Raw genomic sequence first — 25,283 nt, forward strand, 5'->3', positions numbered from 1 at the left:
CAGCCCCCACCCAGGTCTCGCCCGAGACCTCATCTCAATTTAAAATGCGTTCCATGTTCGGAACGATGACGAACTCTTCACGCCATTTCGCGATGAAGCGAATGAACTCCGGCTTCCAGTGCATGCCGACGCGCGGCGTCTGCTGCACGTCGGTCTGGGAAATCTCCGTGACCTCGTAGACCTTGTCGGCGGTGACGCCGACCAGGACCGGCTCGCCGTCGAGCTCGAGCTCGATGACCACGATGCGCGTATCGGCGGAATCATCGAGCTGCGGCATGCCGAAGCGGATGCGCAGGTCGGCGAGCGGAATGACATTGCCGCGCACGTTGATCACGCTGGGAACGAAGGCGCGCGCGCCTGCCACCTTGGTCACGGGGACGGGATCGATGATCTCGCGCACGAGGCCGGCGTCGAGCGCGAACTTCTCCTCGCCAAGGCCGATCATCACGACCTGCATCGCGTCAGCCTGCCGTTCGCCAGCCAAACCCTCGTTCATCACGCCGCCTCGCTGATATGCTGCTTCTCGACCTTCGACTGCGCCAACGCGACGAGCTGCGCGACGTCGAGGATCAATGCCGCCGTGCCATCGCCAAGGATGGTCGCGCCGGAGAACATCGTGACGTCCGAATGCAGCTTTGAGAGCGACTTGATCACGGTCTGGTGGTTGCCGATGATCTGGTCGGCTACGAGACCGACGTGAGTCTCGCCGGTCGAGATGATGATCGTCTTCTGGTGCCGGTCGGGCGTGCCCGATGCGGTCATGATCTCGCGCAGCCGGAGGAAGGGCACGAGATTGCCGCGCACGTTGAGGAAATTGCGGCCGCGGGAGCGCTCGTCCTCGGCGGTCAGCTCGATGCATTCCTCGACCGCCGACAGCGGAATGATGTAACGGCCTTCGCCGACGCGGATCAGCAGGCCTTCGATGATCGCCAGCGTCAGCGGCAGGCGCAGCGTCACCGTGGTGCCCTGGCTCGGCCTGGTCGACAGGTCGATCGTGCCCCGCATGTTCTCGATGGTTCGCTTGACCACGTCCATGCCGACGCCGCGGCCTGACAGCGCCGAGATGGTCTGCGCGGTTGAGAAGCCGGGATGGAACAGGAACTGATGGATTTCATGATCGGTGAGCACGGCTCCGGCCGCGATCAGCCCCTGCTCTTCCGCTTTCGCGCGAATGCGCGCGGTGTTGAGGCCGCCGCCATTGTCCTTCACGGTGACGAGCACCTGCGCGCCGGAATGGACCGCGGCGAGCTCGATGCGGCCCTGCTCGGTCTTGCCATTGGCAGCGCGCGTGGCGGTGTCTTCGATGCCGTGGTCGATCGCGTTGCGGATGAGGTGCACCAGGGGATCGGCCAGGCACTCGATCATGGTCTTGTCGAGTTCGGTGTCCTCACCCGTGGTGACGAATTCCACCGGCTTGGACAGATCCCGCGACAGATCATGCACGAGGCGGCGGAAACGGCCGAACAGCGATCCGATCGGCACCATGCGCGCACCCATCGTGGTATCGCGCAAGGAGGAGGCGAGGCGCTCGATCTCCTCGGCGATCATCTTGATCGAGAGGTCGGAGCCGGAGGCGGCGAGCTGGGTCAGCCGCGCCTGGGCGATGACGAGCTCGCCAACGCGGTCCATCAGCTCGTCGAGACGCTCGGCCTGGACGCGGACGGTGGCGATGCCGCGATCGTCGCGCTTGGCCTCGAGCTTCGGTTCGGGCTTTGATTCGGATTTCGGCTCCGCCTTTGCGACGGGCTGCTCGGCGACGGGCGCGACAGCAGCCTCGACCAGCGGCGCAGGCATGTCGACCACCGGGGCCAGCTCCTCGTCGAGCAACTGGAACAGCGGTGCCGGCGCAGGCGCTTCGACATGCTCCAGGGGCGAGAGCGTCAGCTTCATCTCGTCCTGGACGAACATGAAGACGTCGTCGATCGCGTCCTTGTCGCAGGCCGCGTGCAGCTTGACGTCCCACTTCAGATAACAGTCTTCCGGCTCCATCTCGTCGAGGAACGGGACGCCGTCGGTGACAGGCACGACGAAGCAGGGGCCGAGCTTGCAGAGGTCTTCCAGCAGGTCGAGCGGGTTCGAGCCGTTGCGCAGGATATGGGTTTCGAATTCCAGATAGAGGTGCCAGCCGGCCTGCTTGCTCCCGGCGGGAGCCAGCGGCGGGGCTTCGGCAATCTCCGCGACCGCTGCAACGGGCTGGTCGGCCGAGACGAAGCGCTTGAGGTCGTCGAGGATGGCCTCGCCGATGATGTCGTCGGTCGACTGGGGATCTTCGATCAACGCGCGGATGTAGTCCTTGGCGGCGAGCGCGACCGAGATCAGCTCCTGGGTCGGCTTGATCTCGCCCTTGCGGACGCGGTCGAAGGCGGTCTCGAATTCGTGGGTGAAGGAGGCGACCTTGTCGAAGCCGAACATGGCGCCCGAACCCTTGATCGTATGCAGGGCGCGGAAGGCGGAATCGACCAGTTCGCGGTCGTCGGGACGCTGGCCGAGATCGAGCAGGGCCCCTTCAAGAACTTCGAAGAGCTCGCTGGCTTCCTGACGAAAGACCTCGGTCGGGTCCATTGCGCTCATGCGCGCACCAGCTTGCCGACCACGGCGAGCAGCTGCTCGGGCTTGAACGGTTTGGTGATCCAGCCGGTGGCGCCGGCGCTCTTGGCCTCCTGCTTCACCGTGTCGTTGGATTCGGTCGTCAGGAACACGATGGGCATGCCGACCGCGCTCGGCAGCTTGCGCAGCGCCCGGATCAGCTCCAGCCCGTTCATGACGGGCATGTTGAGGTCGGTGATCACGAGATCGAGCTTGCCGGCCTGTGCCTTGGCGAGCCCTTGCGCACCGTCGCCGGCCTCGATCACGCTGTGACCGGCCGGCTCGAGCACCACCTTGATCATTTGCCGGATGCTGGGGGAATCGTCGACGGTCAGAATCGTGGCCATTAGGTGCCATCTTTCTTTTGCGGGAAATGCTGATCGATCATCGCCTCGCTGGTGAAGCCGGCGCGGCGAAGGGTGTTGCGAAGAGACTGTGAGAAGGAGGTCAGCACCACCGGACGGCCCTGGGCCTGCCCCGTCTTGGCTGTCGACAGCAGAAGCTGGATCGAGGTCACGTCGGCCTTGTCGACGCTCGAGCAGTCGATCTCGAGCCGCTCCTGGCGGCCGAAGGCTTCGCGAATGAGCTCATAGACATTGCGAATGGCCGCGATGCTGCAATCGGCGGGCAACCGCAACGACCACTTCGGCTCCGTGGGATTGAGCGCCATCGCTGCCCGCCTTTTGCTTAAATCCGATACTCGTTTGACGTGAATCGAATGAGCAAACCCCTAACGCGAGCATCCGTACAACTACGGGTCACATTCCCGCGGAATTCGCGCAACTGCATGCAGACGTGCACAGCCTGCTGACATCCTTCATGCGCGGCGCGCATATCCGCGGCGCGTGCGCTCCCGTACGGCGCATTTGCTTCGCGTTAAATTCACTCGGGCTATGGCTTGAGTTCGTGTCTTTGCCAGCGAAGAGAGCCCCGGCCGCCGATGCTGACCCAAGCGCTTCTGGTTGACGACAGCCGCTCCGTCCTCAACTTCCTGAAACGTCACATCGAGGCCGAAGGCCTGGTCGAGGCCACCACCTTCCTCGATCCCGTGGAAGCGCTGACCTGCGCGCGCGAACGCGGCTTCGATCTCGTGCTGGTCGACTACGAGATGCCGCACATGGACGGCATCAGCTTCATCCGCACCTTCCGTGCCCTGCCCGGCTGCGCCGACATCCCGATCGCGATGATCACGTCGCGACAGACCGATGACGTCAAGATGGAAGCCCTGCAGGCCGGTGCAACCGATTTCCTGCCCAAGCAGCCGCAGAGCGTCGAGATGACGGTGCGCCTGCGGAATTTAATTCAGCTTGGTGCAGCCGTGCGCAAGCTCAACGACCGTGCCGCGCATCTGGCCAGCGAAGTCGCGGCCGCGACACGAAAGCTCGGCGAACGCGAGGAGGAGATCATCCTGCGACTCGCGCTCGCGGTGGAATACCGTGACAACGACACCGGCGAGCACACGCTGCGGGTTGCCAGGTACAGCCGCATCATCGCCGAGCAGCTCGGACTGCCGGCCCGGCTTTGCCGCGACATTTATCTGGCCGCGCCCCTGCATGACGTCGGCAAGGTCGCCATTCCCGACAACATTCTGCTCAAGCCCGGCAGGCTGACCGACGACGAGATGGCGGTGATCCGCACCCATGCGACGATCGGCGAGCGGATCCTGGCGGACTCCGGTTGCGAGCTGATCCAGCTCGGTGCGCAAATTGCCGCAGGCCATCACGAACGCTGGGACGGTGCGGGCTATCCAAACGGCCTGAAGGCAGACGCGATTCCGGTGGCGGCGCGCGTGGTCGCGGTCGCCGACGTCTTCGACGCGCTGACGACACGACGACCATATAAAGAGCCGATGCCGATCGAGATGGCTCGCGGCTATTTGGTCGAGAACATGGGCCGGCAGTTCGATCCGGCCTGCGTCGAGGCCTTCTTGTTGCGCTGGGACGAGGTGGTCGAGATCGCCAGTGAGCGGGCGACGCCATTTCACAAGGCCGAGGCTCCGCTCACTCCGATCATGGCGTCTCCGGCCGAGCGCCGTTCGCCTGAGGCTGCCACGGCCACCTGATTTCGCCGTCCGGCCAACAGCTTGGCCCCCTCCTTTGTCGGCGATGGCCGGCTTGAACCACTTCCTGCTAGAGTGCACCAATAATCAAAGAGTGATTCTGGTCACACTTGCCTGGGCGCCTCCGATGCTAAAAATCGCACCGGGACGGGGACCAGCAATTATCGGTCGAATTGAATGAGAATAGCCATGAGAAGCCTGATCGGCGCTGTTGTCGGCGCATTCTGTACTGCGGCCCCTGCCTTGGCAGAGACGCCAGCCGCGATCGTCGAGGATCTGCAAGGCAAGGTCGATGGCGTCGAGTTCATGGACTATGTCGCCGCGGGCAAGATCATCAAGCTCGGGCCCAAGGCCAGCATTACGCTCAGCTATCTCAAATCCTGCCTGCGCGAGACCATCAGCGAGGGCGTCGTGCTGGTCGGCGCCGAGCAGAGCACCGTGCAGCTCGGCGACGTGCAGCGCGCCAAGGTGCCATGTGACACCAAGGCGGCGCAGCTCTCCGAACGCGAGGCGAACCAGAGTGCGGCGACCACGTTCCGGACCATGCGGTCCGACGCCAAGGGCGCTCCGTCCAAGCTGCCGACGATCTACGGCACAGCGCCGCTGATCCAGGCCAAGAGCGGCAGCACGCTGGTGATCGAGCGCACCGACGGCAAGGAACCCACGATCAGCGTGCCGCTCAAGAACGACATCATGATCCGCGGCAAATTCTATGACTTTGCCAAGGCCGGGAAGTCGCTGACCCCGGGCGGCAGCTATCTCGCGAGCCTCGGGGCCAAGCGGTACACCTTCCAGGTCGATGCCAGCGCCACCTCGTCGCCGACCCCGATCATCGGCCGCCTGTTGCGGCTCGAATAAGAGCCTGCGACGGAGCGATGCGGCGGATCGGGGGACGGGACATCGTTGCGGCGATCCTGATTGCGCTCCTCACGGGCGCGATCTTCACGTCGCCGCCGCTGCAAACCCTGCAAGGCCTTTCGCTCGACATCCTCACGGCGATGCGCGGAAGGCTTCTCGGCGACAGCCGCGACACCGCGACATCGCCGGTCGTTGTCGTGGCGATCGACGGGGAAACGTACGAGAGCCCACCCTTCCAGGGATCGCCGACACAAACCTGGACGCGCGAGATCGGCCGGGTGCTCGGCAGCATCACCGAGGGTGGCGCCAAGGTGATCGGCTTCGACGTCATCTTCAAGAATTCGATCGAGCAGTCTGAAATTCCCTTTGGCGACACCGCCCTTGGCGCCCGCGTGAAGGGTTTCGATCGGGATTACCTGATCGCGCTGCGGCAGATCTCCGACAGCGGCAAACTGGTGCTCGGCGAAATCCTGAGCAACGACCATCCGGAAGTGCCCTATCGCGCCCAGCAAGTGGCCGTGCGCAACACCGTGCGGGCGCTCAATGTTCACACCGACCACGACGACGTCATCCGACGAATGCCGCTGAGCTTTGCCATCGAGGGGCGGCCGGTCCCCGCGATGGCGGTCGAGCTCGCTGCGCGCGCGACCGGCGCAAAGCCCGAAATTGCACCCTCCGGCGCGACCGAATTGTCCGGCTACGCGATCCCGAGTGCCGTGCCGAATACAATGGCGCTCAACTTCCGGGGGCTGGGACGCGACATCCCGACCTACTCTTTCGTCGATCTGCGCGCCTGCGTCGAAAAGGGTGACCGCGACTTCTTTCGCCGCGCCTTCGACGGCAAGGTCGTGCTGCTTGGTACGGTCCTGAATTTCGAGGACCGCAAGCTCACCTCGATGCGCCTGGCCGGCGGGTATGACGGCACGCCGGCGGCGCGATGTGCCCTGCCCGCGCCGGCAGGCACCGTGCAGAAGTCCCGGAGCGACATCGCCGGCGTGTTCGTGCACGCCACCGCGGTCCGAAATCTGATCGAGCGCGATGCCGTGACCGAGCTCGGCTTCCCGATGCGGACCATTCTTGCGATCGCGTTCGCAGCGATCATCGCCTGCGCGGCCTGCATGCTCGCGCCGAGCGGCGCACTGATGGCCTGGTTCGGCCTCACGGTCGCCTATGCGGCCATAGCCGTCAGCGCGTTCGTCCATGGCTTGGCGCTGCCGCTGACGGAGCCGGCACTCGCCAGCCTTGCCGCGCTTGCGATCATGATCGGCTACCGATTCATGCTGGCCGATCGCGACGAGCGCTTCCTGCGCAAGAGCTTTGCCTTTTACCTCGCGCCCGAGGTCATCGAGACCATGGTTACCTCCGGCAAGATGCCGGCGCTCGGCGGCGAGATGCGCAACGTCACCATGTTCTTCTCCGACCTCAGCGGTTTCTCGTCCATTGCCGAGACCATGACGCCGGGAGAACTGGTGACGCTGATGAACGAATATCTGTCCGCCATGACGGATATCATCGAAGGCCACGGCGGTTACGTCGACAAATATATCGGCGATTCCATCGTCGCGATGTTCGGCGCGCCGGCCGACGATCCCGCCCACGCGTGCAACGCGGTTCGCGCCGCGCTGAAGTGCCATGAGAAGCTTGCGGAGCTCAATGACGGCAATCCCGCTTTCGCCGGTCACGGCCTGTCGCATCGCATCGGACTGAACAGCGGCGAAGCCGTGGTCGGCAATATCGGCTCGCGCCGCCGCTTCAATTACACCGTGATGAGCGACACCGTGAATGTCGCCTCGCGGCTCGAGGGCGCCAACAAATATTACGGCACCGCGATCATGGCCTCGGAGACGACCATGACGCAGAGCGGCGACGCCTTTGCCTGGCGCGAGCTGGATGCGATCAGGGTCCTGGGGCGCGGCGAAGCCATCAAGGTGTTCGAACCGCTGGCGGAGAAGGGCGCGGAGAGTGCCGAACAGGCGAAGCTGACCGCAGCTTATGCTGAAGGACTGGCGTGCTGGCGGGCAAGGGAGTTTGCGAAGGCGGCCGATGCGTTCGGGCAGACGGCAAAGACCGATCCGGCGTCGGCGCTGTTCGCCAAGCGCGCGAGCGCGCTTGCGGCAAATCCCCCAACGTCGGATTGGGCGCCGGTCAATATCCTGGAAGGGAAATAGCGATGGCTCACCCTCCCCAGGAGCGAGGGTGAAAGTGGCGACTGCCTAGAACGGCAGTCCCACGTAATTCTCCGCGAGCAGGCGCTGCGCCGTCTCGGACGAGAGCAGGTAGTCCAATTCCGTCTGCTGAAGCCGGTCCTCGTATTCGAGGCGATCCGGGAAGCGGTGCAAGAGCATCGTCATCCACCAGGAGAAGCGCTGCGCCTTCCAGATCCGCGCCAGTGCCTTGGCGGAGTAGCCCTTGAGGCCGGAATCATCACCGCTTTGATAATGCGCGAGCAAGGCGTGATAGAGATAGTAGATGTCGGAAGCGGCGCTGTTCAGCCCGCGCGCCCCTGTCGGCGGCACGATGTGAGCGGCATCGCCGGCGAGGAACAGCCGGCCATAGCTCATCGGCTCGGCAACGAAGCTGCGCAGCGGCGCGATGCTCTTCTCGATCGACGGCCCCGTGATCAGGTTGCCGGCGACCTCTCCCGGCAGGCGGCGCTTCAGCTCGGCCCAGAACGCATCATCGCTCCAATCCTCGACCTTGTCGGTCAGCGGCACCTGGATGTAGTAGCGGCTCAGCACCTGCGAGCGCAGCGAACAGAGCGCAAAGCCGCGCTCGTGCTTCACATAGATCAGCTCGGGCGACACCGGCTTCGTGCGCGACAGCACCCCCAGCCAGCCGAACGGATAAACCTTCTCATATTCGCGCAGCACGTCCTTCGGGATCGACTTGCGGCTGACGCCGTGAAAACCGTCTGCGCCGACGACGTAGTCGCAATCGACGCGGATAGTCTCGCCGTTCGATCGATAGGTCACGTAGGGCCGGTCCGAGGTCAGATCATGCGGCGTCACGTCCTGCGCATTGTGGACGACCTTGCCGCCGAGGCGGTCCCGCGCCTCATACAGATCGCGCGTCAGCTCGGTCTGGCCGTAGACCAGCACCGAACTGCCGCCGGAATGCTTGTGCAGATCGATCTTGGACAGCACGCCGTCATGGGCAATTTCGAAACCGGTATGGATCTCGCCTTCGCGGTCCATCCGTTCGCCGCACTGGGCCTCGCGCATCAACTCGGCGAAGCCATGCTCGAGCACGCCGGCGCGGATGCGGGCGAGCACATGGTCGCGGCTGTATTTCTCCAGCACGACCGCGTCGATCCCCTTCAGGTGCAGCAGCTGGGACAACAGCAGCCCGGACGGCCCGCCGCCGATGATACAGACCTGAACTTTCATTTTTGCGTCCTCCCGTCTGCACTTTTTTGCAGATTCAATGTCGCAAACCGATGGAGGGTTTCGTCTTTGTCTTGTACTATTCGAACATGATCACCGCGGTCCCCGCCCCGACCATCCGGGTCTACAATTTGTTCGGCGAGTCCGGCGATCTGCCTGACGTCGTGCATTGCGAGACCATCGCGTCCCGCTCGGTGCTGCACGACTGGACCCTGGCGGTGCACCGCCATGCCCGGCTGCACCAGGTGCTGCTGATCGAGCGCGGCGGCGGCGAGGCAACGCTTGACGGGCGCGTGGTGCAGCTGAAGCCGATGCAGATCGTCAACGTGCCGGTCGGCCACGTCCACGGCTTCCGCTTCGTGCCCGATACCCAAGGCTGGGTGCTGACCATCGCCGCGGAAATTCTCGACGAGGCGCTGCTCGCCGCCGAGGGCCTGCGCAGCGCGCTGGCCCGCTCAGCCGTGGTGCGCGGAACGCCGCAGATCCGCACCACCATGAAGCAGATCTTCGCCGAACATGCCGCGCGCGATTTCGGCCGCGCGCATGTGCTGCGGGCGTTGTCGGCGGCCATGATCGGGCTGGTGGCCCGCGCGCTCACGAGCGAAAGCGGCGGCAACGGCACGGTCGAATCCAGCCTGTTCCGCCGCTTCGAGGCGCTGCTGGAGCAGCATCACCTGGAACGCTGGAGCGTCGCGGACTATGCCGAGGCGCTGGCGGTAACGCCGACACATCTCAACCGGATCACACGGGCGGCGACTGGTGATACCGCCTCGCACCTCATCCTCAACCGGCTGATCCGCGAGGCGCGGCGCAACCTCGTCTACACCAATCTGCCGGTCTCCACGATCGCCTACGCGCTCGGCTTCGAGGACCCCGCCTATTTCAGCCGGGTCTACACCGCAGCCACCGGGGTCTCACCGCGCGCCTTTCGCGCGCAGCTGCATGGCGATGAAGGCTGACACGTCGGACGAAGACTGAGCGCGCCCATGGTTGAAGGCTGTTTTGCCGCAATGGCCTTTGTTGCCGGCGCGACCACTTACCTTCGTATATCGGGTCCTATCCTTTGAATAGAAGCTCCTTACCTCCGTACAATTGAGCAGGGCGTACTCGCGCCTTAGCGTGACTGCGTTCGGCGCCCTGGCGCTGGTGGCATCGACCTCCTTGACCTTGGCGCAAGACGGCCACCCCCTGTCCGGTCGTCTGCGCCGCTTTTTTTTAGCAAGCCATCGGCGCCTTCAGTATTTTCCGGCCGACATACCGTACCCTGACAGCTGATCGGCCAGCTTTGGTGTGGAACTGGAGATTTGAACACAATGTCTTCGATTGAGAAGATCGCACTCTTTATCGACGGCTCCAATTTCCATGCCACCTCCAAGGCGCTCGGCATCGACATCGATTACAGGCGTCTGCTCGGCGAATTCCAAAGCCGGGGCGTGCTGTTGCGGGCCTTCTACTACACGACCGTCATCGAGGATCAGGAGTATTCGTCGATCCGCCCGTTGATCGATTGGCTCGGCTATAACGGCTACACCGTCGTCACCAAGCTCACCAAGGAGTTCGTCGACGCCACCACGGGCCGCCGCAAGGTGAAGGGCAGCATGGATGTCGAACTCGCCGTAAGCGCGATGGAGCTCGCCAAGCACGTCGATCAGATCGTGCTGTTCTCGGGCGACGGGGATTTTCGTTCGCTGGTGGAAGCCCTGCAACGCCGCGGCGTCCGCGTGACGGTCGTCTCCACGCTCTCCACTCAGCCACCCATGGTCGCCGACGACCTGCGCCGACAGGCCGACATATTCATTGACCTGGCAGAACTGAGACAGAAAGTGGGGCGCGATCCGGCCGACCGGCCGGGATCGCGCGAAATGCGTCAGTCACCGCAATTCCTCGCGCGCGGAGCGATCAATCGCGGCGATCCGGTGGGGTGATCCTGCCGGACGGCGTCCGGATCCTCACACGTCGAAGAACACCGTCTCCTCCGGCCCCTGCAGATTGATCGTGAAGGAATACACGACCTTGCCGGCGCGCTCGCTGCGCTTTGCGATCAGCGTCGAGCGCCGGGCCGGCTGTTCGATCAGGTTGAGCACGGGGTCGGCGGCGTTGGCGGCCTCATCATCCGAGAAATAAAGCCGCGTGTTGAGACCGATGTTGATGCCGCGCGCGACGATCCAGACATTGATGTGCGGCGCGCATGTCCGGCCGGCCTTGTCGGTGATCGCGCCCGGCTTGATGGTCTCGAAGGTGACGAGACCGCTCTCGAAGTCGGAGCCGGCGCGGCCCCAGCCGCGAAACTCCTGCTCCAGCGCGCCGGCCGAGCGGTCGGCCGGGTGGTTGTAGCGACCGGCCGCGTTGGCTTGCCAGATCTCCAGCAGCACGTCGCGCAGCGGCGTACCGGTGCCGTCGAGCACCTTGCCTTCCAGCGTGATGCGCTCGCCTTCCGTATTCGGCGTTGTCAGGACATTCGAGAAGTTCTTCTCGAAGATGTCGAAGCCGGCCATCGCGGGGATCAAGCCGATATGGACGTAAGGCCCGGCCGTCTGCGAGGCGGTTTCCTTGAGATAGTTGAGCGGCTGCGGCATGGCTCAGTTCCCCGCGGTGCGGTTTTCAAAATAGGTGGAGCGCTGGCCGCGCAGGACGATGTCGAAGCGGTAGGCCAGCGAGTCGAACGGCGTCGAGGCGTTGAGATCGAGCGGCGCCACGAGACGGTCGAGCGCATCCTTGTCCGGAATCGTCGTCAGGATCGGACAGACCGGGATCAGGGGATCGCCCTCGAAATACATCTGCGTGATCAGCCGCTGCGCAAAGCCCGAACCGAACACGGAGAAATGGATGTGGGCGGGACGCCAGCTGTTGACGTAGTTGCGCCAGGGATAGGGCCCCGGCTTCACGGTGCGGAAATAATAGTAGCCGGTGTCGTCGGTCAGCGCGCGGCCGCAGCCGCCGAAATTCGGATCGATCGGCGCCAGATAGGTGTCCTTCTTGTGCCGGTAGCGACCGCCGGCATTGGCCTGCCAGAACTCGACCAGCGTGTTCGGAACGCCCCGGCCGGTCTCGTCCAGCACGCGGCCGTGGACGATGATGCGCTCGCCGACGGGATCGCCGTCCTTGGCGTAGTTGCGGATCAGATCATTGTCGAGCGGCCCGAGATCGTTGTGGCCGAACACCGGCCCCGTGATCTCCGAGACCGAACCCTCCAGCGACAGCAGCGACTGGCGCGGCGAGCGCAGCACCGAGGATTTGTAGCCCGGCGCATACGCCGGCGGATGAATCGAACGATCCCGCTGAAAGAAGCCCCCGTCGCCGAGCGGCGGCGTCAAGGGCTCGGGGCGGTTGAGGCGGGGATCCCGCAAGACTGGCGCCTGGGCATTCATCGTGTCTCTCCCTGGGGCGCCCGGGTCCGGACGCGCGGCTTATCGGGAGATCATGGGCCGGTCTATTCCACAGATAAATAGATCGATTATAATATATTGCATGAAAGAAATCGATCATTTGGCCCTCGACGGCCACGCCCTCGAACTGTTCCTCGCCGTGCTGGAGGAAGGCTCGGTCACGGCGGCCGCGACGCGGCTCGGCCTGACGCAGTCCGCCGTCAGCCACGCCCTGAACAAGCTGCGGCGGATCGCGGGCGATCCGCTGTTCGCCAAATCCGGCCGTGGCATCGTCGCAACCGCGCATGCGCAAGGATTGGCCGCGAAGGCGCGCGCACTGATCGACGAGATGCGGAGCTTTGCCGGCGGCGTCAGCTTCGAGCCGCCACGCGCGCAGCTCTCGCTGACGGTCGCCGCCAATGACTTCCAGCGCGATCTGCTGCTGCCCCGATTCTTCGAACATGTCGCCGGCCAGGTGAAGAGCCTGAACCTGCGCGTGATCCCCTCGCAGTCGCCCTCGCCCGCGATGCTGCGCGAGAACCGCTGCGATCTCCTGATCACGCCGCTGCCGCCGTCCGGCATCGACATCGTGCAGAAGCGCCTGCTCCAGGACCATTACGTCTGTTACTTCGATGGGAAGGCACGCACCGCGCCGGCCAGCCGTAGCGCCTATCTCGCCGCGCGCCACATCACCGTCGTCTATACCGACAATGAGCGGCTCGACTTCGACCGCCGGCTGGCGGCCAACGGTCTTCACCGCGACATCGCGATCTCGGTGCCGAGCTTTTCCGGCGTGCCGTCGTTCCTGCGCGGCTCGCAGATGCTGGCGAGCATGCCGAGCCTGCTCGCATCCGGGGTCATGCGCGGCTTCGCGCAAACGCGCATACCGCTGGCGTCCCGCACGCAGACGCTGGCCGAGCTGCCGATGTTCATGGTCTGGCACCAGCGCTATCAGAAAGATCCGGCTCATCGTTGGGTCAGGAGCCAGCTCGAGACGGTCGCAGCGACGGCTGCCAAGGCCTGATCGCCGTTACCGCCTTTCGGAAGACCACCCCTCGCCAAACCCACTGGTTGCGCGCGGGCCGTCGCGCTAAAATCCCCCCATGACAGTGACCGATATTGCGAGCCGAACCTACAATCACAGCTGGCGGCTGGACCCCATCATCCGCAGCCTGCTTGATACCGACTTCTACAAGCTATTGATGTTGCAAATGATTCGGGAGTCCTACCCGACGCAGCAGGTGACCTTCTCGGTCATCAACCGCTCGCGCCATGTGCGGCTCGCCGAGATCATCGACGAGGGCGAGCTGCGCGCCCAGCTCGACCATGCCCGCACCATCCGCTTCACCAAGAAGGAGCTGATCTGGCTGGCCGGTAACACCTTCTACGGCAAGACCCACATGTTCTCGGCGGACTTCATCCGCTGGCTGGCCGAATTCCGCCTCCCCGAGTATGAGCTGCGCAAGGTCGAGGGCCAGTACGAATTGCATTTCCACGGGCCCTGGACCCACACCACGATGTGGGAGATTCCGGCGCTCGCGATCCTCAACGAGCTGCGCTCCCGCGCGGCGATGAAGGGCCGCGGCCGCTTCGAGCTCGACGTGCTCTATGCCCGCGCCAAGGCCAAGCTGTGGACCAAGGTGGAGCGGCTGCGCAAGCTGGAGAATCTGCGCCTGTCCGACTTCGGCACCCGCCGCCGTCACGGCTTCCTCTGGCAGCGCTGGTGCGTGGAGGCGGTGAAGGAAGGCCTGGGCCCGTCCTTCATCGGCACCTCCAACGTGCTGCTCGCGATGGACAATGATCTCGAAGCCATCGGCACCAACGCGCATGAGCTGCCGATGGTCGCAGCCGCACTCGCCAGGGACGACGAGGAATTGCGCTGGGCGCCCTATCGCATTCTCGACCAGTGGCGCCAGACCTATGGCGGCAATTTGCTGATCGCGCTGCCCGACGCCTTCGGCACCAAGGCCTTCCTGCGCGATGCGCCGGAATGGGTCGCGGACTGGACCGGCTTCCGGCCCGACAGCGCGCCGCCGATCCAGGCCGGCGAGGAGATCGTCGCCTGGTGGGAAAAGAAGGGTCGCAATCCCAAGGACAAGCTGCTCGTCTTTTCCGATGCCATGGATGTCGGCTCGATCGAGGAGACCTATCACCACTTCGCCGGCCGGGTGCGGCTCTCCTTCGGCTGGGGCACCAACCTCACCAACGACTTCGTCGGCTGCCCGCCGGACGGCTCGTTCAACCTCGATCCGATCTCGCTGGTCTGCAAGGTGTCGTCGGTCGACGGCCATCCGGCCGTCAAGCTCTCCGACAATCCGGAGAAGGCGACCGGCATGCCCTCGGAGATTGAGCGCTATCTACGCGTGTTCGGCGACGCCGGCCGCGTCCGCAAGCCCGTGCTGGTCTAACGGCGCGACGAGATTCTCTCCATCGGGTAAACCGCGCACGACGAATGCGAGGCATTGCTTCGTCGATACCGCGCCTTTTCCGATTTGCCTGCATTTGAAGCGATCTGCGCATATCGGCTTCACAGCGCCTTCACCCTGCGATGCGGTCTCCCGCGCCTTTCAGCCCGAGTTAAGCAACCATATTCTCTACTTCGCGTTGCAGGCGCAGCGCTCCGCTGGGGGTCATTGCGCGATTTGGGGAACGCAGGGTGTTTCGCAGAACAGCGACGTCGACGAAGGGACACAGCTTCCTTCATGTCATCAAGCTCGTCTCGCCTTTCGTGATGGTCGTCGTGCTCCAGGCGACGATCGCGGGATTCAGTCTCGAGGTGATGTCGTCGGTCCGCGCCTATGTCGCGGGCGAAGCGATGTGGTCGCGCTCGCAGAAGAACGCCGTCTATTTCCTCAATCTCTACCTGCATTCGGGCGAAGCCAGCCAGTTCACGCAATACCAGGCCTCGCTTGCCGTTCCCATCGGTGACGAGTTCGCGCGCTGGGCGCTCGAGCGCGATCCGATCGACGTCGAGGCCGCCCGCATCGGCTTCCTGCAAGGCGGCAACCATCCCGATGACGTCGCGGGATTGATCTGGCTGTTTCGCTACTTCAATCGCGTCAGTTTCCTTCAGGAAGCGATCCGCGAGTGGGCCGCCACCGACCCCATGCTGCTAGAGCTGAGCGTCTTCGGCGAAGTCATCCGGTCCGAGTTGGAGAACGGTCCTGTTCAAGACGCAAGCCGGCTGCAATTCCTGTCTTCGCGGCTCTCCGAGCTCAACGCCCAGTTCACGGTGCATGCCAACCGGTTCTCCACTGTGCTTGGCGAAGGCTCCCGCGCCATCAAGCTGACGCTGACCGGCATCAACATCGTCACCGCCGTGACGCTGATCCTGCTCCTGATCTGGCACACCAGGCGATTGGTGCTGCAGCGGCAGGCCTTCGAAGATGCCCTGCATGCCGAGAAGGAACGCCTGGCGTGGCAGGCATCGCACGACTGGCTGACCGGCCTGTCCAACCGCCGCGCCTTCGAGGCGCGCCTGCAAAGCGAACTGGACGTTGCCGCGGCGGGTTCGCTGGGCCTGATCCTGCTCGACCTCGACCAGTTCAAGAACGTCAATGACAGCTGCGGGCACCTTGCCGGCGACCGCCTGCTCTGCCAGGTGTCGCGCCTCCTGCAACAGGACCGGCAACCGCATGACCTGGTAGCCCGGCTCGGCGGCGACGAATTCGGCCTGATCCTGCCGCAGTGCTCACCCGCGAACACAGTCGACATCGCCGAACGGCTGCGGCGATCGCTCGAGCTGTTCAACTTCGCCTGGGACGATCGCTGCTTTGCGGTGTCCGCCAGCATCGGCGTCACCTGCATCGCCGACGCCAACACCACGCTCGAAGGCGCAATGCGGCGCGCGGATGCCGCCTGCTATCGCGCCAAGGAAAAGGGACGCAACCGCGTTCAGGTCGACGGCGGAAGACCTGATGTCGTCGTCGTTGCGGCCCGGCCGCGCGAGGCCGCGCGGGCCTGACGCTCTCCGCCGTCACCGCGGCGGCACGATCCCGAGACCCACCAGATGCGCATCGAGGAATTGCTCGACCTGCTGACGCAGCATCTGGGGCGGCACGGCCACCATCCGCTCCTCGAGACCGAGCGAGATGATGCCGTGCACGGCAGAAAACAAGGTGCGCGACAACAGCGCGATCTTCACGTCATCCGCATCCGGTAGCAGCCGGACCAGGGGTGGGTGCATCAGCGCGAAAGCATCCATCACCATCTGCAGGATGTCGTCGGGATAAGGACGGTCGTCCTCCATCCGATGCTCGAACAGCGAGCGCAGCAGATTGGCGTGCTCCGCGAAGAATTCCAGATAGGTCTCGGCGAGCCCATAGAGCTGGCGCACGGGGTGATCGGCCGGAACCCCGCGAAGCCGGGCCGTGAGGGCCTGAACGGTCTCCCGATTGACGGTTAGGATCACCCCGTCGAAGTCGCCGAACTCGTTATAGACGCTGCCGACAGAGCAGCCGGCGGCCTCGGCAACATCCCGAACCTTCAACGATCTCAATCCCTTAGATGCGATGATACCGCGGGCGATCTCCAGGATCTGGAGCCGCCGCCGATTTTTTTTCTGATCCCGCAGCGATTCTTCTTGAACATTGTTCATTTTAAAGCTACTCATGTGAACATTGTTCAATTTAACCTGGAGACGACCAAAATGCAAACCCTCGCTGTTGATATTGCCACCACCTTCGTCGATGACGCCGCAGCCCTCGTGACCGGCTTTGGCCGGGCCGTTCTCCGGTTCGCCATGACGCCGATCGATCGCATCGCCAATGCCTGCGACATTGCCGGCGTGCTGGCAGAACGCCGGGCGACTTTCCGGATGTGGCAGGCGAGCCGCGCGCGCGCCCGTCAAGAGGGCCGCCGATTCAGCCTGCTCCGCCGCCTCTCGCCCTTTCGTCACCTCGCCCATCTCACCTGAGGCGCACGCGACCTGCACACGCGGGTCGGCTCGAATGCAAGAACTGGTTGCAAGGAAGGACTCACCATGTCCCGACGTTCGCGGCCGATCTCGCCAGACTTCAGTGATGCGGTTCAGCTTTTCCTCATCGCTCGGCGCATACCGGGTAAGGCGCGCCCAGATATTTGCGAACCTAACGACACCGCTTGGAGACCAACAGGATCAGAGGGATCGAGGGGACAAGGCAGGCCGGCGATCAGCGCCCGCAATCGTTCGTCCCCTCCCCTTCCGGTCGTGACGCTTCAAAGACAACGTAACGAACCTCATTCTGCCTTTCCAAAACAGGACTAGTCATGATCAGGGAATTGATGTCGTCACGCCGTTTCGCGCCGCTGTTCTGGGCGCAATTCTTCTCGGCGCTCAATGACAACGTGCTCAAGAACGCACTCGTCATCATCCTGCTTTACAGTGCCGCAACCGGCCACGGCGATGCGCTGGTGACGGTGGCAGGCGCCGTCTTCATCTTCCCCTATTTCATCCTGTCCGGGCTCGGCGGCCAGCTCGCCGACAAATACGTCAAATCCGTCGTCGCAAGGCGGCTCAAATTCGCCGAGATCTTCGCCGCGGCCTTTGCCGCCGCCGGCTTCTTTCTGCACTCGGTGCCCCTGCTGTTCGCAGCGCTCGCCCTGTTCGGCATCATCGCCGCGCTGTTCGGACCCGTGAAATATTCCATGCTGCCGGATCAGCTCGAGCTCGGTGAGCTTGCGACCGGCAACGCGCTGGTCGAAGGCGCGACCTTCATGGCGATCCTGCTCGGCACCGTCGCCGGCGGCCAGTTCGTGGCGGGATCCGCGCATATGGGCTGGGTCGCATCGGCCGTGGTCGTGCTGGCCCTGCTGTCCTGGGCCTTCGCCTCCCGCATTCCGCAGACGACGCCGTCGGCGCCCGATCTGCCTGTCGACGCCAATCCCTGGACCTCGACGGTGAGCCTGCTTAGGACGTTGCATGCCGACCACCGGCTGTGGGACGGCACCGTGATCGTTTCCTGGTTCTGGCTGGTCGGCGCGATCGTGCTGTCGCTGCTGCCGGCGCTGGTCAAGGAAGTCGTCGGCGGCACCGAGGGCGTGGTGACGCTATGCCTTGCGATCTTCGCAATCGGCATCGCCATTGGTTCGCTGTTCGCCGCGAGCCTCAGCCACGTTCGGCCCAACCTCGCGCTGGTGCCGATCGGCGCCATCATCATGGGGTTTGCCGGCCTCGATCTCGCCTGGGCCATCGGCGTGACCGCCAAGGGTCAGGACATCACCGCGGCCGGTTTCGCGACCTCGTTCGCGGGCCTGCGCATGCTGGTCGACTTCGTCGCCTTCGCATTCGGCGGCGGCCTGTTCGTCGTTCCCTCCTTTGCCGCGGTCCAGGCCTGGTCGGCACCATCCGAGCGCGCCCGGATCATCGCCGCCGGCAACGTGCTGCAGGCCGCCTTCATGGTGGTCGGCTCGCTGTTCGTCGCGCTATTGCAGGCGGCTGGCCTCCATATCGGCTGGATCTTCTTCGGGCTCGGCGTCGCCAGCTTCGGCGCGGTGTGGTTCGTGCTGACCAAGTGGGGCAAGGAAGGCGTGCGCGACTTCGGCGGCCTCTTGTTCCGTGCTCTCTTCCGCACCGAGATCCGCGGGCTCGAAAACCTGCCGCCTCCGGGCACGCGGATGCTGATCGCACCGAACCATGTCAGCCTGATCGACGGTCCGCTGCTGCACGCCGTGCTGCCGATCGACGCGAGCTTCGCGGTCGACACCGGCATCGCCAAGGCCTGGTGGGCCAAGCCGTTCCTGCGCGTCGTCAAGCACTACACCATGGACCCGACCAAGCCGCTGGCCGCGCGCGACCTGATCAAGCTGGTCGCCGCCGGCGAACCGGTGGTGATCTTCCCCGAAGGACGCATCACCGTCTCCGGCTCGCTGATGAAGGTCTATGACGGCACCGCGATGATCGCGGACAAGGCCGACGCCGTGGTCGTGCCCGTTCGCATCGAAGGCGCGCAGCGCTCGCATCTCAGCTATCTCAACTCCAGCCAGATCAAGCGCTCGTGGTTCCCGCGGGTGACGGTCACCATCCTGCCGCCGGTCAAGCTTCCGGTCGACCCGGCGCTGAAGGGCAAGGCACGCCGCAATGCCGCCGGCGCCGCCCTTCAGGACGTGATGATCGACGCCCTCGTCAAGAACGCCATGCTCGATCACTCGCTGTTCGAGGCGCTCGGACACGCCTATCGCGATCGCGACACCGGCAAGGTCATCATCGAGGACGCGCTCGGTACCAAGCTGACCTATCGCAAGCTGATCCTCGGCGCACAGGTCCTGAGCCGGAAGCTGGAGGCCGGCACGGCCGTCGGCGAGAATGTCGGCGTGCTGCTGCCGAATTCCGCGGGCGTCGCCGTGGTCTTCATGGCGCTGCAGAACATCGGCCGGGTGCCGGCGATGCTCAACTTCTCGGCCGGCCCCGTCAACGTCCTCGCCGCCATGAAGGCCGCAGAGGTCAAGACCGTGCTGACCTCGAAGGCCTTCATTGAGAAGGGCAAGCTCGACAAGCTGATGGCTGCGATCTCCGCGGAGGCCCGGGTCGTTTATCTCGAAGACGTCCGCGCCTCGATCGGCACGGCCGACAAGATCAAGGGCCTGCTCGCCGGCACCACGCCGCGCGTCGTCCGCCAGGCCGGCGACCCCGCCGTGGTGCTGTTCACGTCGGGCTCGGAAGGCACGCCCAAGGGCGTGGTGCTGTCCCACCGCAACATCCTCGCCAACGCGGCGCAGGCGCTGGCGCGGGTCGATGCCAACGCCAATGACAAGGTGTTCAACGTGCTGCCGGTGTTCCACTCCTTTGGACTCACAGGTGGGATGATGATGCCGATGCTCGCGGGCATTCCGATCTACATGTATCCCTCGCCGCTGCACTACCGGATCGTGCCGGAGCTGATCTACCAGACCGGCGCGACGATCCTGTTCGGCACCGATACGTTCCTCACCGGCTATGCGCGTTCGGCACACGCCTACGACTTCCGCACCCTGCGGCTCGTGATCGCCGGCGCCGAGGCAGTCAAGGACCGCACGCGGCAGGTGTTCATGGAGCGCTACGGCATTCGCATCCTCGAAGGTTATGGCGTCACCGAGACTGCGCCGGTGCTGGCGATGAACACGCCGATGGCCAACCGTCCCGGCACCGTCGGCCGTCTCTCGCCGCTGATGGAAAGCCGTCTCGACCCGGTCCCCGGCATCGAGGAAGGTGGACGGCTCTCGGTGCGCGGCCCGAACGTGATGCTCGGTTACTTGCGGGCCGAAAATCCCGGCGTGCTCGAAAGGCTTCCCGAAGGCTGGCACGACACCGGCGACATCGTCGCGATCGACGCGGCCGGCTTCATCACCATCAAGGGACGCGCCAAGCGCTTTGCCAAGATTGCCGGCGAAATGGTGTCGCTGTCGGCAGTCGAGAGCATCGCCGCGACGTTGTGGCCGCAAGCCGCATCGGTCGCCGTCTCGATCCCCGATCCGCGCAAGGGCGAGCGCATCGTGCTGCTGACGACGGAGAAGACCGCCGAGCGCAGCGCAATGCAGGGCCAGGCCAAGGCGATCGGCGCATCCGAGCTGACCGTTCCCGCGGCGATCATGGTGGTCGACAAGGTGCCGCTGCTCGGCACCGGCAAGACCGACTACGTCACCGCAACGACGATGGCCCGCGAGCAGGCGTCTGCGCCGGAGCGCGAGGTGGCGTAACACAAATGCACGAGGCGCCTCGATCAGGCGACGCGCGATGCCCGGGAGTGGTTCTGCTTCACGGCATCGCGCGAACCTCGGCATCCCTGACAAAGCTCGAGCGGGCGCTCCGTGCGGCCGGCTTCGCAACGCTCAACATCGACTATCCCAGCCGCAAGAAGCCGATCGTAGCGCTTGCGGACGATCTCCATCCGGCGATCAGCCGCTTCGCCGAGCGTGACGCGCCGCTGCATTTCGTTGCGCATTCGATGGGCGGCCTTGTGGCGCGCGCCTATGTTGCAAAACACCGGCCGGCCCGGCTTGGCAGCGTCGTGATGCTGGGCACGCCGAACGGCGGCAGCGAAGTCGCCGATCTCCTGAGCGGATCTCGCCTCTATCGCGCACTCTACGGCCCCGCCGGGCTCGAGCTCACGACTGAGCTTCGGCCGGACGCCTTGCCCAGTCTGGACTATCCTGTCGGCGTAATCGCGGGTAGCCGCTTCGTCGATCCTGTCGCCGGTCTCTTCGTTCTACCGAAGCCGAACGACGGGCGGGTGTCGGTGCAGAGCGCGTTGCTGGCCGGTATGGCCGACCATATCGTTGTGAAGACGTCGCATACCGGGCTTCCGCGCCACGCCGCCGCGATCGCGCAGACCATCGCCTTCCTGCGCGAGGGCCGCTTTCAGCCGAGGTAACGGGTCACGCTGCCGTCCGCCGCTCCTGCGCATAGCGCACCAGCGCCGCGAAACGATAGATGCCGTGCACGAACTTGCCGTAGGGCATGGTGACGAACAGCGCGAATACCGCGCCGAGATGCAGCGCCAGCAGCGGCCCCATCGCGGCGGTCTCCCGCAGGACCAGAAGCAGCATGCCGGTGAGGCCGGTCAGGAACAGCATGGCGATGAAGCCGACATCCATGCCGTAGCGGCTCTCGTCGAGCAGCGCCGGATCGCGTCGCATCCTGGCCATGAACAGACCGACCGGGCCGATGATCAGACCGATGCCGCCGAGCGTGCCCAGCACCACGGGCAGGTCCCACCACGGATACGGCGCCTCGCGGCCGAGCAGATAGTGATACAGCGTGGCAACCGAGGTGGCGGCGAAGCACAGCAGGAAGCCGTAGAAGGTCAGGTGGTGATACAGCTTGCGCCGGTCGGTCGGCTTGTCGTCCTCGTTGTAGCAACCGACGCCGCCGCCATGGAGATAGCGCAATTCGCCGGCATCACGGATCGCCTGAAAGATCGAGCCGCCATCGGCCCGGCCGTCCATCGGCGTGCCGATGTCGCGCCAGAACGCGCGTACGCTCATGACGAGCGCCAGGATCGCAAGCAGGAACGCAGCACTGAACAGCGCTGCCATCGCGCTATGCGGCATCAGCCTGTAGAACGCGCCGGGACCGCTGTGCACGCCAAACAGCACGCTGCGGTCGTTCAAGGCGGCAAAGCCGAGGATGAAGGCCGCCATGCTGAGCGCCGCGACGATGCTGATGACGAGACCGTTGCGGGCGAAAGCGCCGGACAGCGCGCCCGGCCAGGCATAGGCGGCATAGGACTCCGCCCGCGCGACCGCAAGCGTTCTGGGAACGTTGACGTTGAACTCGTGCGGCGGCGAGAACTGGCAGTCGACGTAACAGGCGCCGCATGAATGGCAGAGATTGGCGAGATAATTCAAGTCGCCGTCCGAGAAGGCGCGGCGCATTTCCATCGCCGGAAATACCGCGCAAAGACCCTCACAATAGCGGCAGGAATTGCAGACCGTCATCAGACGGTCGGCTTCGTCCAAAATTCTGGTTCCGTGCATGGCTTTACTTCGTCAGACCTTTTCCCTCGAGCCATTTCTGGATCAGGCCGGCGACCTCGAGGTTGTTCTTGTCCATCATCACCATATGCGAATTGCCTTTGATGCCGGCCTGGGGAAGGTCGACGACGTCAACGCTGCCCCCGGCCGCCTTGATCGCGTCCGCAAAGGCAACGCCGTTGGCGCGGATCTTGGGCCAGCGCGAATCGCGCTCGATATAGTCGCCATAGATGATGAGGGTCGGGATGTTCTTCAGCACATCCGCTTTGGCGGCATCGCCGATACCGGCCGGCTCGATCGCAATCAACGCCTTGACCTTGTCAGGCCGGGCCTGCGCGACCTTGAAGCCGAAGCTGCCGGCCTGGCTGTGGAACAGGACCACCGAGGGGCCGACGCGATCGATTTCGGCGATATAGGCGGCGATGATCGCGTCATCCGTCGTGGTCCAGCGCGGCACGTTCTGCTTGACGAAATTCCCATAGCCTTCGACCGGAAACTGGCTGCCCGGCAGCAGCTTCCGCTTGGCGGGATCGGGATCGTATGAGTTTGGTCCATCGCCAATGCGAAAACGCTCGAACGGATTGGCCGTGGTCAGGAAGACCGGCTCGCTCTTGAAGATGTCTGGGTATTGCGCCCAGCCGGCGCGTCCGCGCTCCACCGCGTCGGAATTGTAGACTGCCCATCCCTTGCGCAGAAAATAGTTCAGCCAGCCTTCGCGGCCGTCGGGCGTGGTCTCGTAGGTGACGCCGGTCAGTCCGCCGCCGTGCCACATCAGCAGCGGATAAGCTCCCTTCTCGTTGGCCGGCAGGAAATATTGCACGTACATCTGCTCGACCTGATAGGTGCCGTTGGGATCGACCTTGGCCGGCACGCCGCCGGGCGTGAACACGACCTCCTTCACCGGCTTGCCGGAGATCTCGACCAGCCGCCCGCCGACGTGGAACGAGCCCATGTCGCGCAGGGTGATCGGCTCGGCGGCGTGGGCGTGGCCGACGGTCAACAGCGCCGTGATCGAAGCAATGGCAATGCGCGACATGGTTCCTCCCAGAGCCTTTTCTTTAGTTCTTCGCATGCCGTGCCGCTTCCCGTCCCGCGATCCGCCCGAACACGCTACCGATGGTCATGCCCATGCCGGCGGCATAGCCCTTGCCGAGCACGTTACCGGCCATGATCTCGCCCGCCGCGAACATGTTAGCCGACGGCTTGCCGTCAGCCATCAACATCCGCGCCTCCTTGGTCACGCGCGTGCCGAGATAGGTGAAGGTGATGCCGGGCCGCACTGGGTAAGCGAGATAAGGCGGCGTCTCGATCTTGCGCGCCCAGTGGGTCTTCTGCGGCGTGATACCCTCAGTGCGGCAGTCGTCCAGAATGGTGTGATCAAAGGTGCCGGGCCGCACCGCGGCGTTGAATTCGGTGACGGTCTTTTCCAGCGCGGCCGGGTCGAGCTCCAGCTTGCCGGCGAGCTCGGCCACCGTCTGTCCAGCGATCGGCGGAAACAGCGTCGGCATGAAGCTCGTGACGACGGTCGAGTCGAAGATGATGTAGGCGATCTGGTCGGGCTGCGCCGCGACCAGCCGGCCCCAAATGGCGTAGCGCTTCGGCCAGATATCCTCGCCCTCGTCGTAGAAACGTTGCGCGTGCTTGTTCACGACGATGCCGAACACCACGGAGTCGTGGCGGGTGATGATGCCGCCGTCGAATTTCGGCGCACGGGCGTCGATCGCGACCGCGTGGCACTGCGTGGGGTCGCCGACCTCCTGCACGCCCTTGTCGAGCAGCATCTTCAGGATCGAGCCGCGATTATAGGGCGTGCCGCGGATCAGGAAATTGTCGGCCGCCTCACCCCAATATTGCTTGAGCCAGTCGATGTTGGCCTCGAACCCTCCGGCGGCGGCGACCAGCGAGGTCGCGCGGATCTCGGTCTCGCCCCTGATCGGCCGCTTCAGGCGCGCGGCGAGGAACATGGCGTCCTCCATCACGAGGTCGGTGACTTCGGCGTCGTATTCGACGTCGACGCCGAGGCGCTCGGCAGTGAGATAGAGCGCATTCAGCATCGCGCGGCCGCCGCCGAGGAAGAAGGAATTGGTGCGGCCGAGGCTCAGCGTGCCGCCGAGCGAGGGCTGCCAGCGCACGCCCTGCTCCACGATCCAGTTCAGGATGTCCTTGGACTCGCGGATCATGTGGCGCGCGAGCACCTCGTCGGTCTGCCCGCCGGTGACGCGCAGCAGGTCTTCCCAGAACTCCTCTTCGGTATAAGGGCCGGTCAGTATTTCGGTGGCCGCATCGTGAGCGCAACGCATGTTGCGGGTGTGGCGGGTATTGCCGCCGCGATAGAATTTCGGCGCGCCTTCGAGCACCAGCACCGAGGCACCGAGGCGCCGCGCCGCGATCGCCGCGCACAGCGCCGCGTTGCCGCCGCCGATCACCAGCACGTCGTACTTGCTGCTCATGCCGTCCGCCCGATGCGACGAAGTTGAGACATTCTATCCGCCGGCGGCCCCGGTCAACCGGCACCACCATTGCGTACTTTTGTATACAAAGATATACAGAGAGCCTGCAAGCGTCATCTCTGCATGGGCAGGATGCGCCTTGCTACGAGGGAAC

General features: G+C 64.5%; 22 protein-coding genes. 11 read left to right on the forward strand and 11 right to left on the reverse strand.

What is annotated here, in order from left to right; translation table 11 throughout:
- Positions 1-34 precede the first annotated feature (34 nt).
- From AABA86_RS21080 to AABA86_RS21095, 4 genes are read right to left on the reverse strand one after another with little or no spacing between them, the layout of a single operon-like run.
- Positions 35-496 (reverse strand): chemotaxis protein CheW, encoded by a 462-nt coding sequence (locus AABA86_RS21080; RefSeq protein ID WP_212251171.1) that lies wholly within the window; start codon positions 494-496, stop codon positions 35-37.
- Entirely contained in the window at positions 496-2,571 is a 2,076-nt protein-coding gene (locus AABA86_RS21085; RefSeq protein WP_338308253.1) for a chemotaxis protein CheA, read from the reverse strand. The genes AABA86_RS21080 and AABA86_RS21085 overlap by 1 nt, the downstream gene beginning before the upstream one ends.
- The gene (locus AABA86_RS21090; protein WP_018317043.1) at positions 2,568-2,933 is read right to left on the reverse strand and encodes a response regulator; all 366 of its coding nucleotides are present in this window, start codon (positions 2,931-2,933) and stop codon (positions 2,568-2,570) included. Before AABA86_RS21090 ends, AABA86_RS21085 begins: the two co-directional genes overlap by 4 nt.
- Positions 2,933-3,256, reverse strand: coding sequence for an STAS domain-containing protein (locus AABA86_RS21095; RefSeq protein WP_018317042.1), 324 nt, complete (start codon positions 3,254-3,256; stop codon positions 2,933-2,935). The genes AABA86_RS21090 and AABA86_RS21095 overlap by 1 nt, the downstream gene beginning before the upstream one ends.
- A 270-nt stretch (positions 3,257-3,526) precedes the next feature.
- Here AABA86_RS21095 and AABA86_RS21100 point away from each other — a divergent pair, with 270 nt between their 5' ends.
- The 3 genes from AABA86_RS21100 to AABA86_RS21110 all read left to right on the forward strand — a co-directional run bounded on the left by AABA86_RS21100 (position 3,527) and on the right by AABA86_RS21110 (position 7,671).
- Positions 3,527-4,648 carry an HD domain-containing phosphohydrolase gene (locus AABA86_RS21100; protein ID WP_338308255.1) on the forward strand — a complete coding sequence of 374 codons (1,122 nt, stop codon included), beginning with the start codon at positions 3,527-3,529 and terminating at the stop codon, positions 4,646-4,648.
- 186 nt (positions 4,649-4,834) lie between these two features.
- Positions 4,835-5,503 carry a hypothetical protein gene (locus tag AABA86_RS21105; RefSeq protein WP_338308257.1) on the forward strand — a complete coding sequence of 223 codons (669 nt, stop codon included), beginning with the start codon at positions 4,835-4,837 and terminating at the stop codon, positions 5,501-5,503.
- Between the two features lie 17 nt (positions 5,504-5,520).
- Complete coding sequence (locus AABA86_RS21110; protein ID WP_338308258.1) at positions 5,521-7,671, forward strand: adenylate/guanylate cyclase domain-containing protein; 2,151 nt, start codon at positions 5,521-5,523, stop codon at positions 7,669-7,671.
- Between the two features lie 45 nt (positions 7,672-7,716).
- Here the strand turns inward: AABA86_RS21110 and pobA are convergent, their stop codons facing one another.
- On the reverse strand, positions 7,717-8,889 hold the full coding sequence (gene pobA / locus AABA86_RS21115; protein ID WP_212251165.1) for a 4-hydroxybenzoate 3-monooxygenase: 1,173 nt from the start codon (positions 8,887-8,889) through the stop codon (positions 7,717-7,719).
- 50 nt (positions 8,890-8,939) lie between these two features.
- Here pobA and AABA86_RS21120 point away from each other — a divergent pair, with 50 nt between their 5' ends.
- The gene (locus AABA86_RS21120; protein WP_338308259.1) at positions 8,940-9,845 is read left to right on the forward strand and encodes a helix-turn-helix domain-containing protein; all 906 of its coding nucleotides are present in this window, start codon (positions 8,940-8,942) and stop codon (positions 9,843-9,845) included.
- A 354-nt stretch (positions 9,846-10,199) separates the two neighbouring features.
- Positions 10,200-10,811 (forward strand): LabA-like NYN domain-containing protein, encoded by a 612-nt coding sequence (locus AABA86_RS21125; RefSeq protein ID WP_212251161.1) that lies wholly within the window; start codon positions 10,200-10,202, stop codon positions 10,809-10,811.
- 24 nt (positions 10,812-10,835) lie between these two features.
- Here AABA86_RS21125 and pcaG read toward each other — a convergent pair whose 3' ends face one another.
- Both pcaG and pcaH read right to left on the reverse strand, forming a co-directional pair.
- On the reverse strand, positions 10,836-11,462 hold the full coding sequence (gene pcaG, locus AABA86_RS21130) for a protocatechuate 3,4-dioxygenase subunit alpha (protein ID WP_212251159.1): 627 nt from the start codon (positions 11,460-11,462) through the stop codon (positions 10,836-10,838).
- Positions 11,463-11,465: 3 nt separating this feature from the next.
- Positions 11,466-12,254 carry a protocatechuate 3,4-dioxygenase subunit beta gene (pcaH, locus tag AABA86_RS21135; RefSeq protein ID WP_338308262.1) on the reverse strand — a complete coding sequence of 263 codons (789 nt, stop codon included), beginning with the start codon at positions 12,252-12,254 and terminating at the stop codon, positions 11,466-11,468.
- A gap of 100 nt (positions 12,255-12,354) precedes the next feature.
- On the opposite strand from pcaH, the gene AABA86_RS21140 reads away from it, so the two are divergent.
- The 3 genes from AABA86_RS21140 to AABA86_RS21150 all read left to right on the forward strand — a co-directional run bounded on the left by AABA86_RS21140 (position 12,355) and on the right by AABA86_RS21150 (position 16,215).
- A complete protein-coding gene (locus AABA86_RS21140; RefSeq protein ID WP_338308263.1) occupies positions 12,355-13,275 on the forward strand; it encodes a LysR family transcriptional regulator in 921 nt (306 codons plus the stop codon).
- Between the two features lie 79 nt (positions 13,276-13,354).
- Positions 13,355-14,659 (forward strand): nicotinate phosphoribosyltransferase, encoded by a 1,305-nt coding sequence (gene pncB, locus AABA86_RS21145; protein WP_338308264.1) that lies wholly within the window; start codon positions 13,355-13,357, stop codon positions 14,657-14,659.
- 248 nt (positions 14,660-14,907) lie between these two features.
- Positions 14,908-16,215, forward strand: a complete 1,308-nt coding sequence (locus AABA86_RS21150; protein WP_338308266.1) for a GGDEF domain-containing protein — start codon at positions 14,908-14,910, stop codon at positions 16,213-16,215.
- Positions 16,216-16,227: 12 nt separating this feature from the next.
- Here the strand turns inward: AABA86_RS21150 and AABA86_RS21155 are convergent, their stop codons facing one another.
- A complete protein-coding gene (locus tag AABA86_RS21155) occupies positions 16,228-16,848 on the reverse strand; it encodes a TetR/AcrR family transcriptional regulator (protein ID WP_212251248.1) in 621 nt (206 codons plus the stop codon).
- A 51-nt stretch (positions 16,849-16,899) separates the two neighbouring features.
- Between AABA86_RS21155 and AABA86_RS21160 the strand changes: the two genes are divergently transcribed.
- The 3 genes from AABA86_RS21160 (at position 16,900) to AABA86_RS21170 (ending at position 21,577) form a co-directional block, all read left to right on the forward strand.
- Positions 16,900-17,166, forward strand: coding sequence for a hypothetical protein (locus AABA86_RS21160; protein WP_338308388.1), 267 nt, complete (start codon positions 16,900-16,902; stop codon positions 17,164-17,166).
- Positions 17,167-17,498: 332 nt separating this feature from the next.
- Positions 17,499-20,903 (forward strand): acyl-[ACP]--phospholipid O-acyltransferase, encoded by a 3,405-nt coding sequence (locus tag AABA86_RS21165; protein ID WP_338308267.1) that lies wholly within the window; start codon positions 17,499-17,501, stop codon positions 20,901-20,903.
- 5 nt (positions 20,904-20,908) lie between these two features.
- Positions 20,909-21,577 carry an alpha/beta hydrolase family protein gene (locus AABA86_RS21170; protein WP_338308268.1) on the forward strand — a complete coding sequence of 223 codons (669 nt, stop codon included), beginning with the start codon at positions 20,909-20,911 and terminating at the stop codon, positions 21,575-21,577.
- A gap of 4 nt (positions 21,578-21,581) precedes the next feature.
- Here the strand turns inward: AABA86_RS21170 and tcuB are convergent, their stop codons facing one another.
- Genes tcuB through tcuA form a run of 3 tightly spaced genes read right to left on the reverse strand, consistent with a single transcriptional unit; the run spans position 21,582 to position 25,129 of the window.
- Positions 21,582-22,682: a tricarballylate utilization 4Fe-4S protein TcuB gene (gene tcuB / locus AABA86_RS21175; protein ID WP_338308270.1), complete on the reverse strand. Its 1,101-nt coding sequence runs from the start codon at positions 22,680-22,682 to the stop codon at positions 21,582-21,584.
- A 4-nt stretch (positions 22,683-22,686) separates the two neighbouring features.
- Positions 22,687-23,715, reverse strand: coding sequence for an esterase (locus AABA86_RS21180; RefSeq protein ID WP_338308272.1), 1,029 nt, complete (start codon positions 23,713-23,715; stop codon positions 22,687-22,689).
- 22 nt (positions 23,716-23,737) lie between these two features.
- Positions 23,738-25,129: an FAD-dependent tricarballylate dehydrogenase TcuA gene (gene tcuA, locus AABA86_RS21185; protein ID WP_338308274.1), complete on the reverse strand. Its 1,392-nt coding sequence runs from the start codon at positions 25,127-25,129 to the stop codon at positions 23,738-23,740.
- Positions 25,130-25,283 lie beyond the last annotated feature (154 nt).

The organism is Bradyrhizobium sp. TM233 (genome assembly GCF_036247965.1).
Classification (GTDB): domain Bacteria; phylum Pseudomonadota; class Alphaproteobacteria; order Rhizobiales; family Xanthobacteraceae; genus Bradyrhizobium; species Bradyrhizobium ottawaense.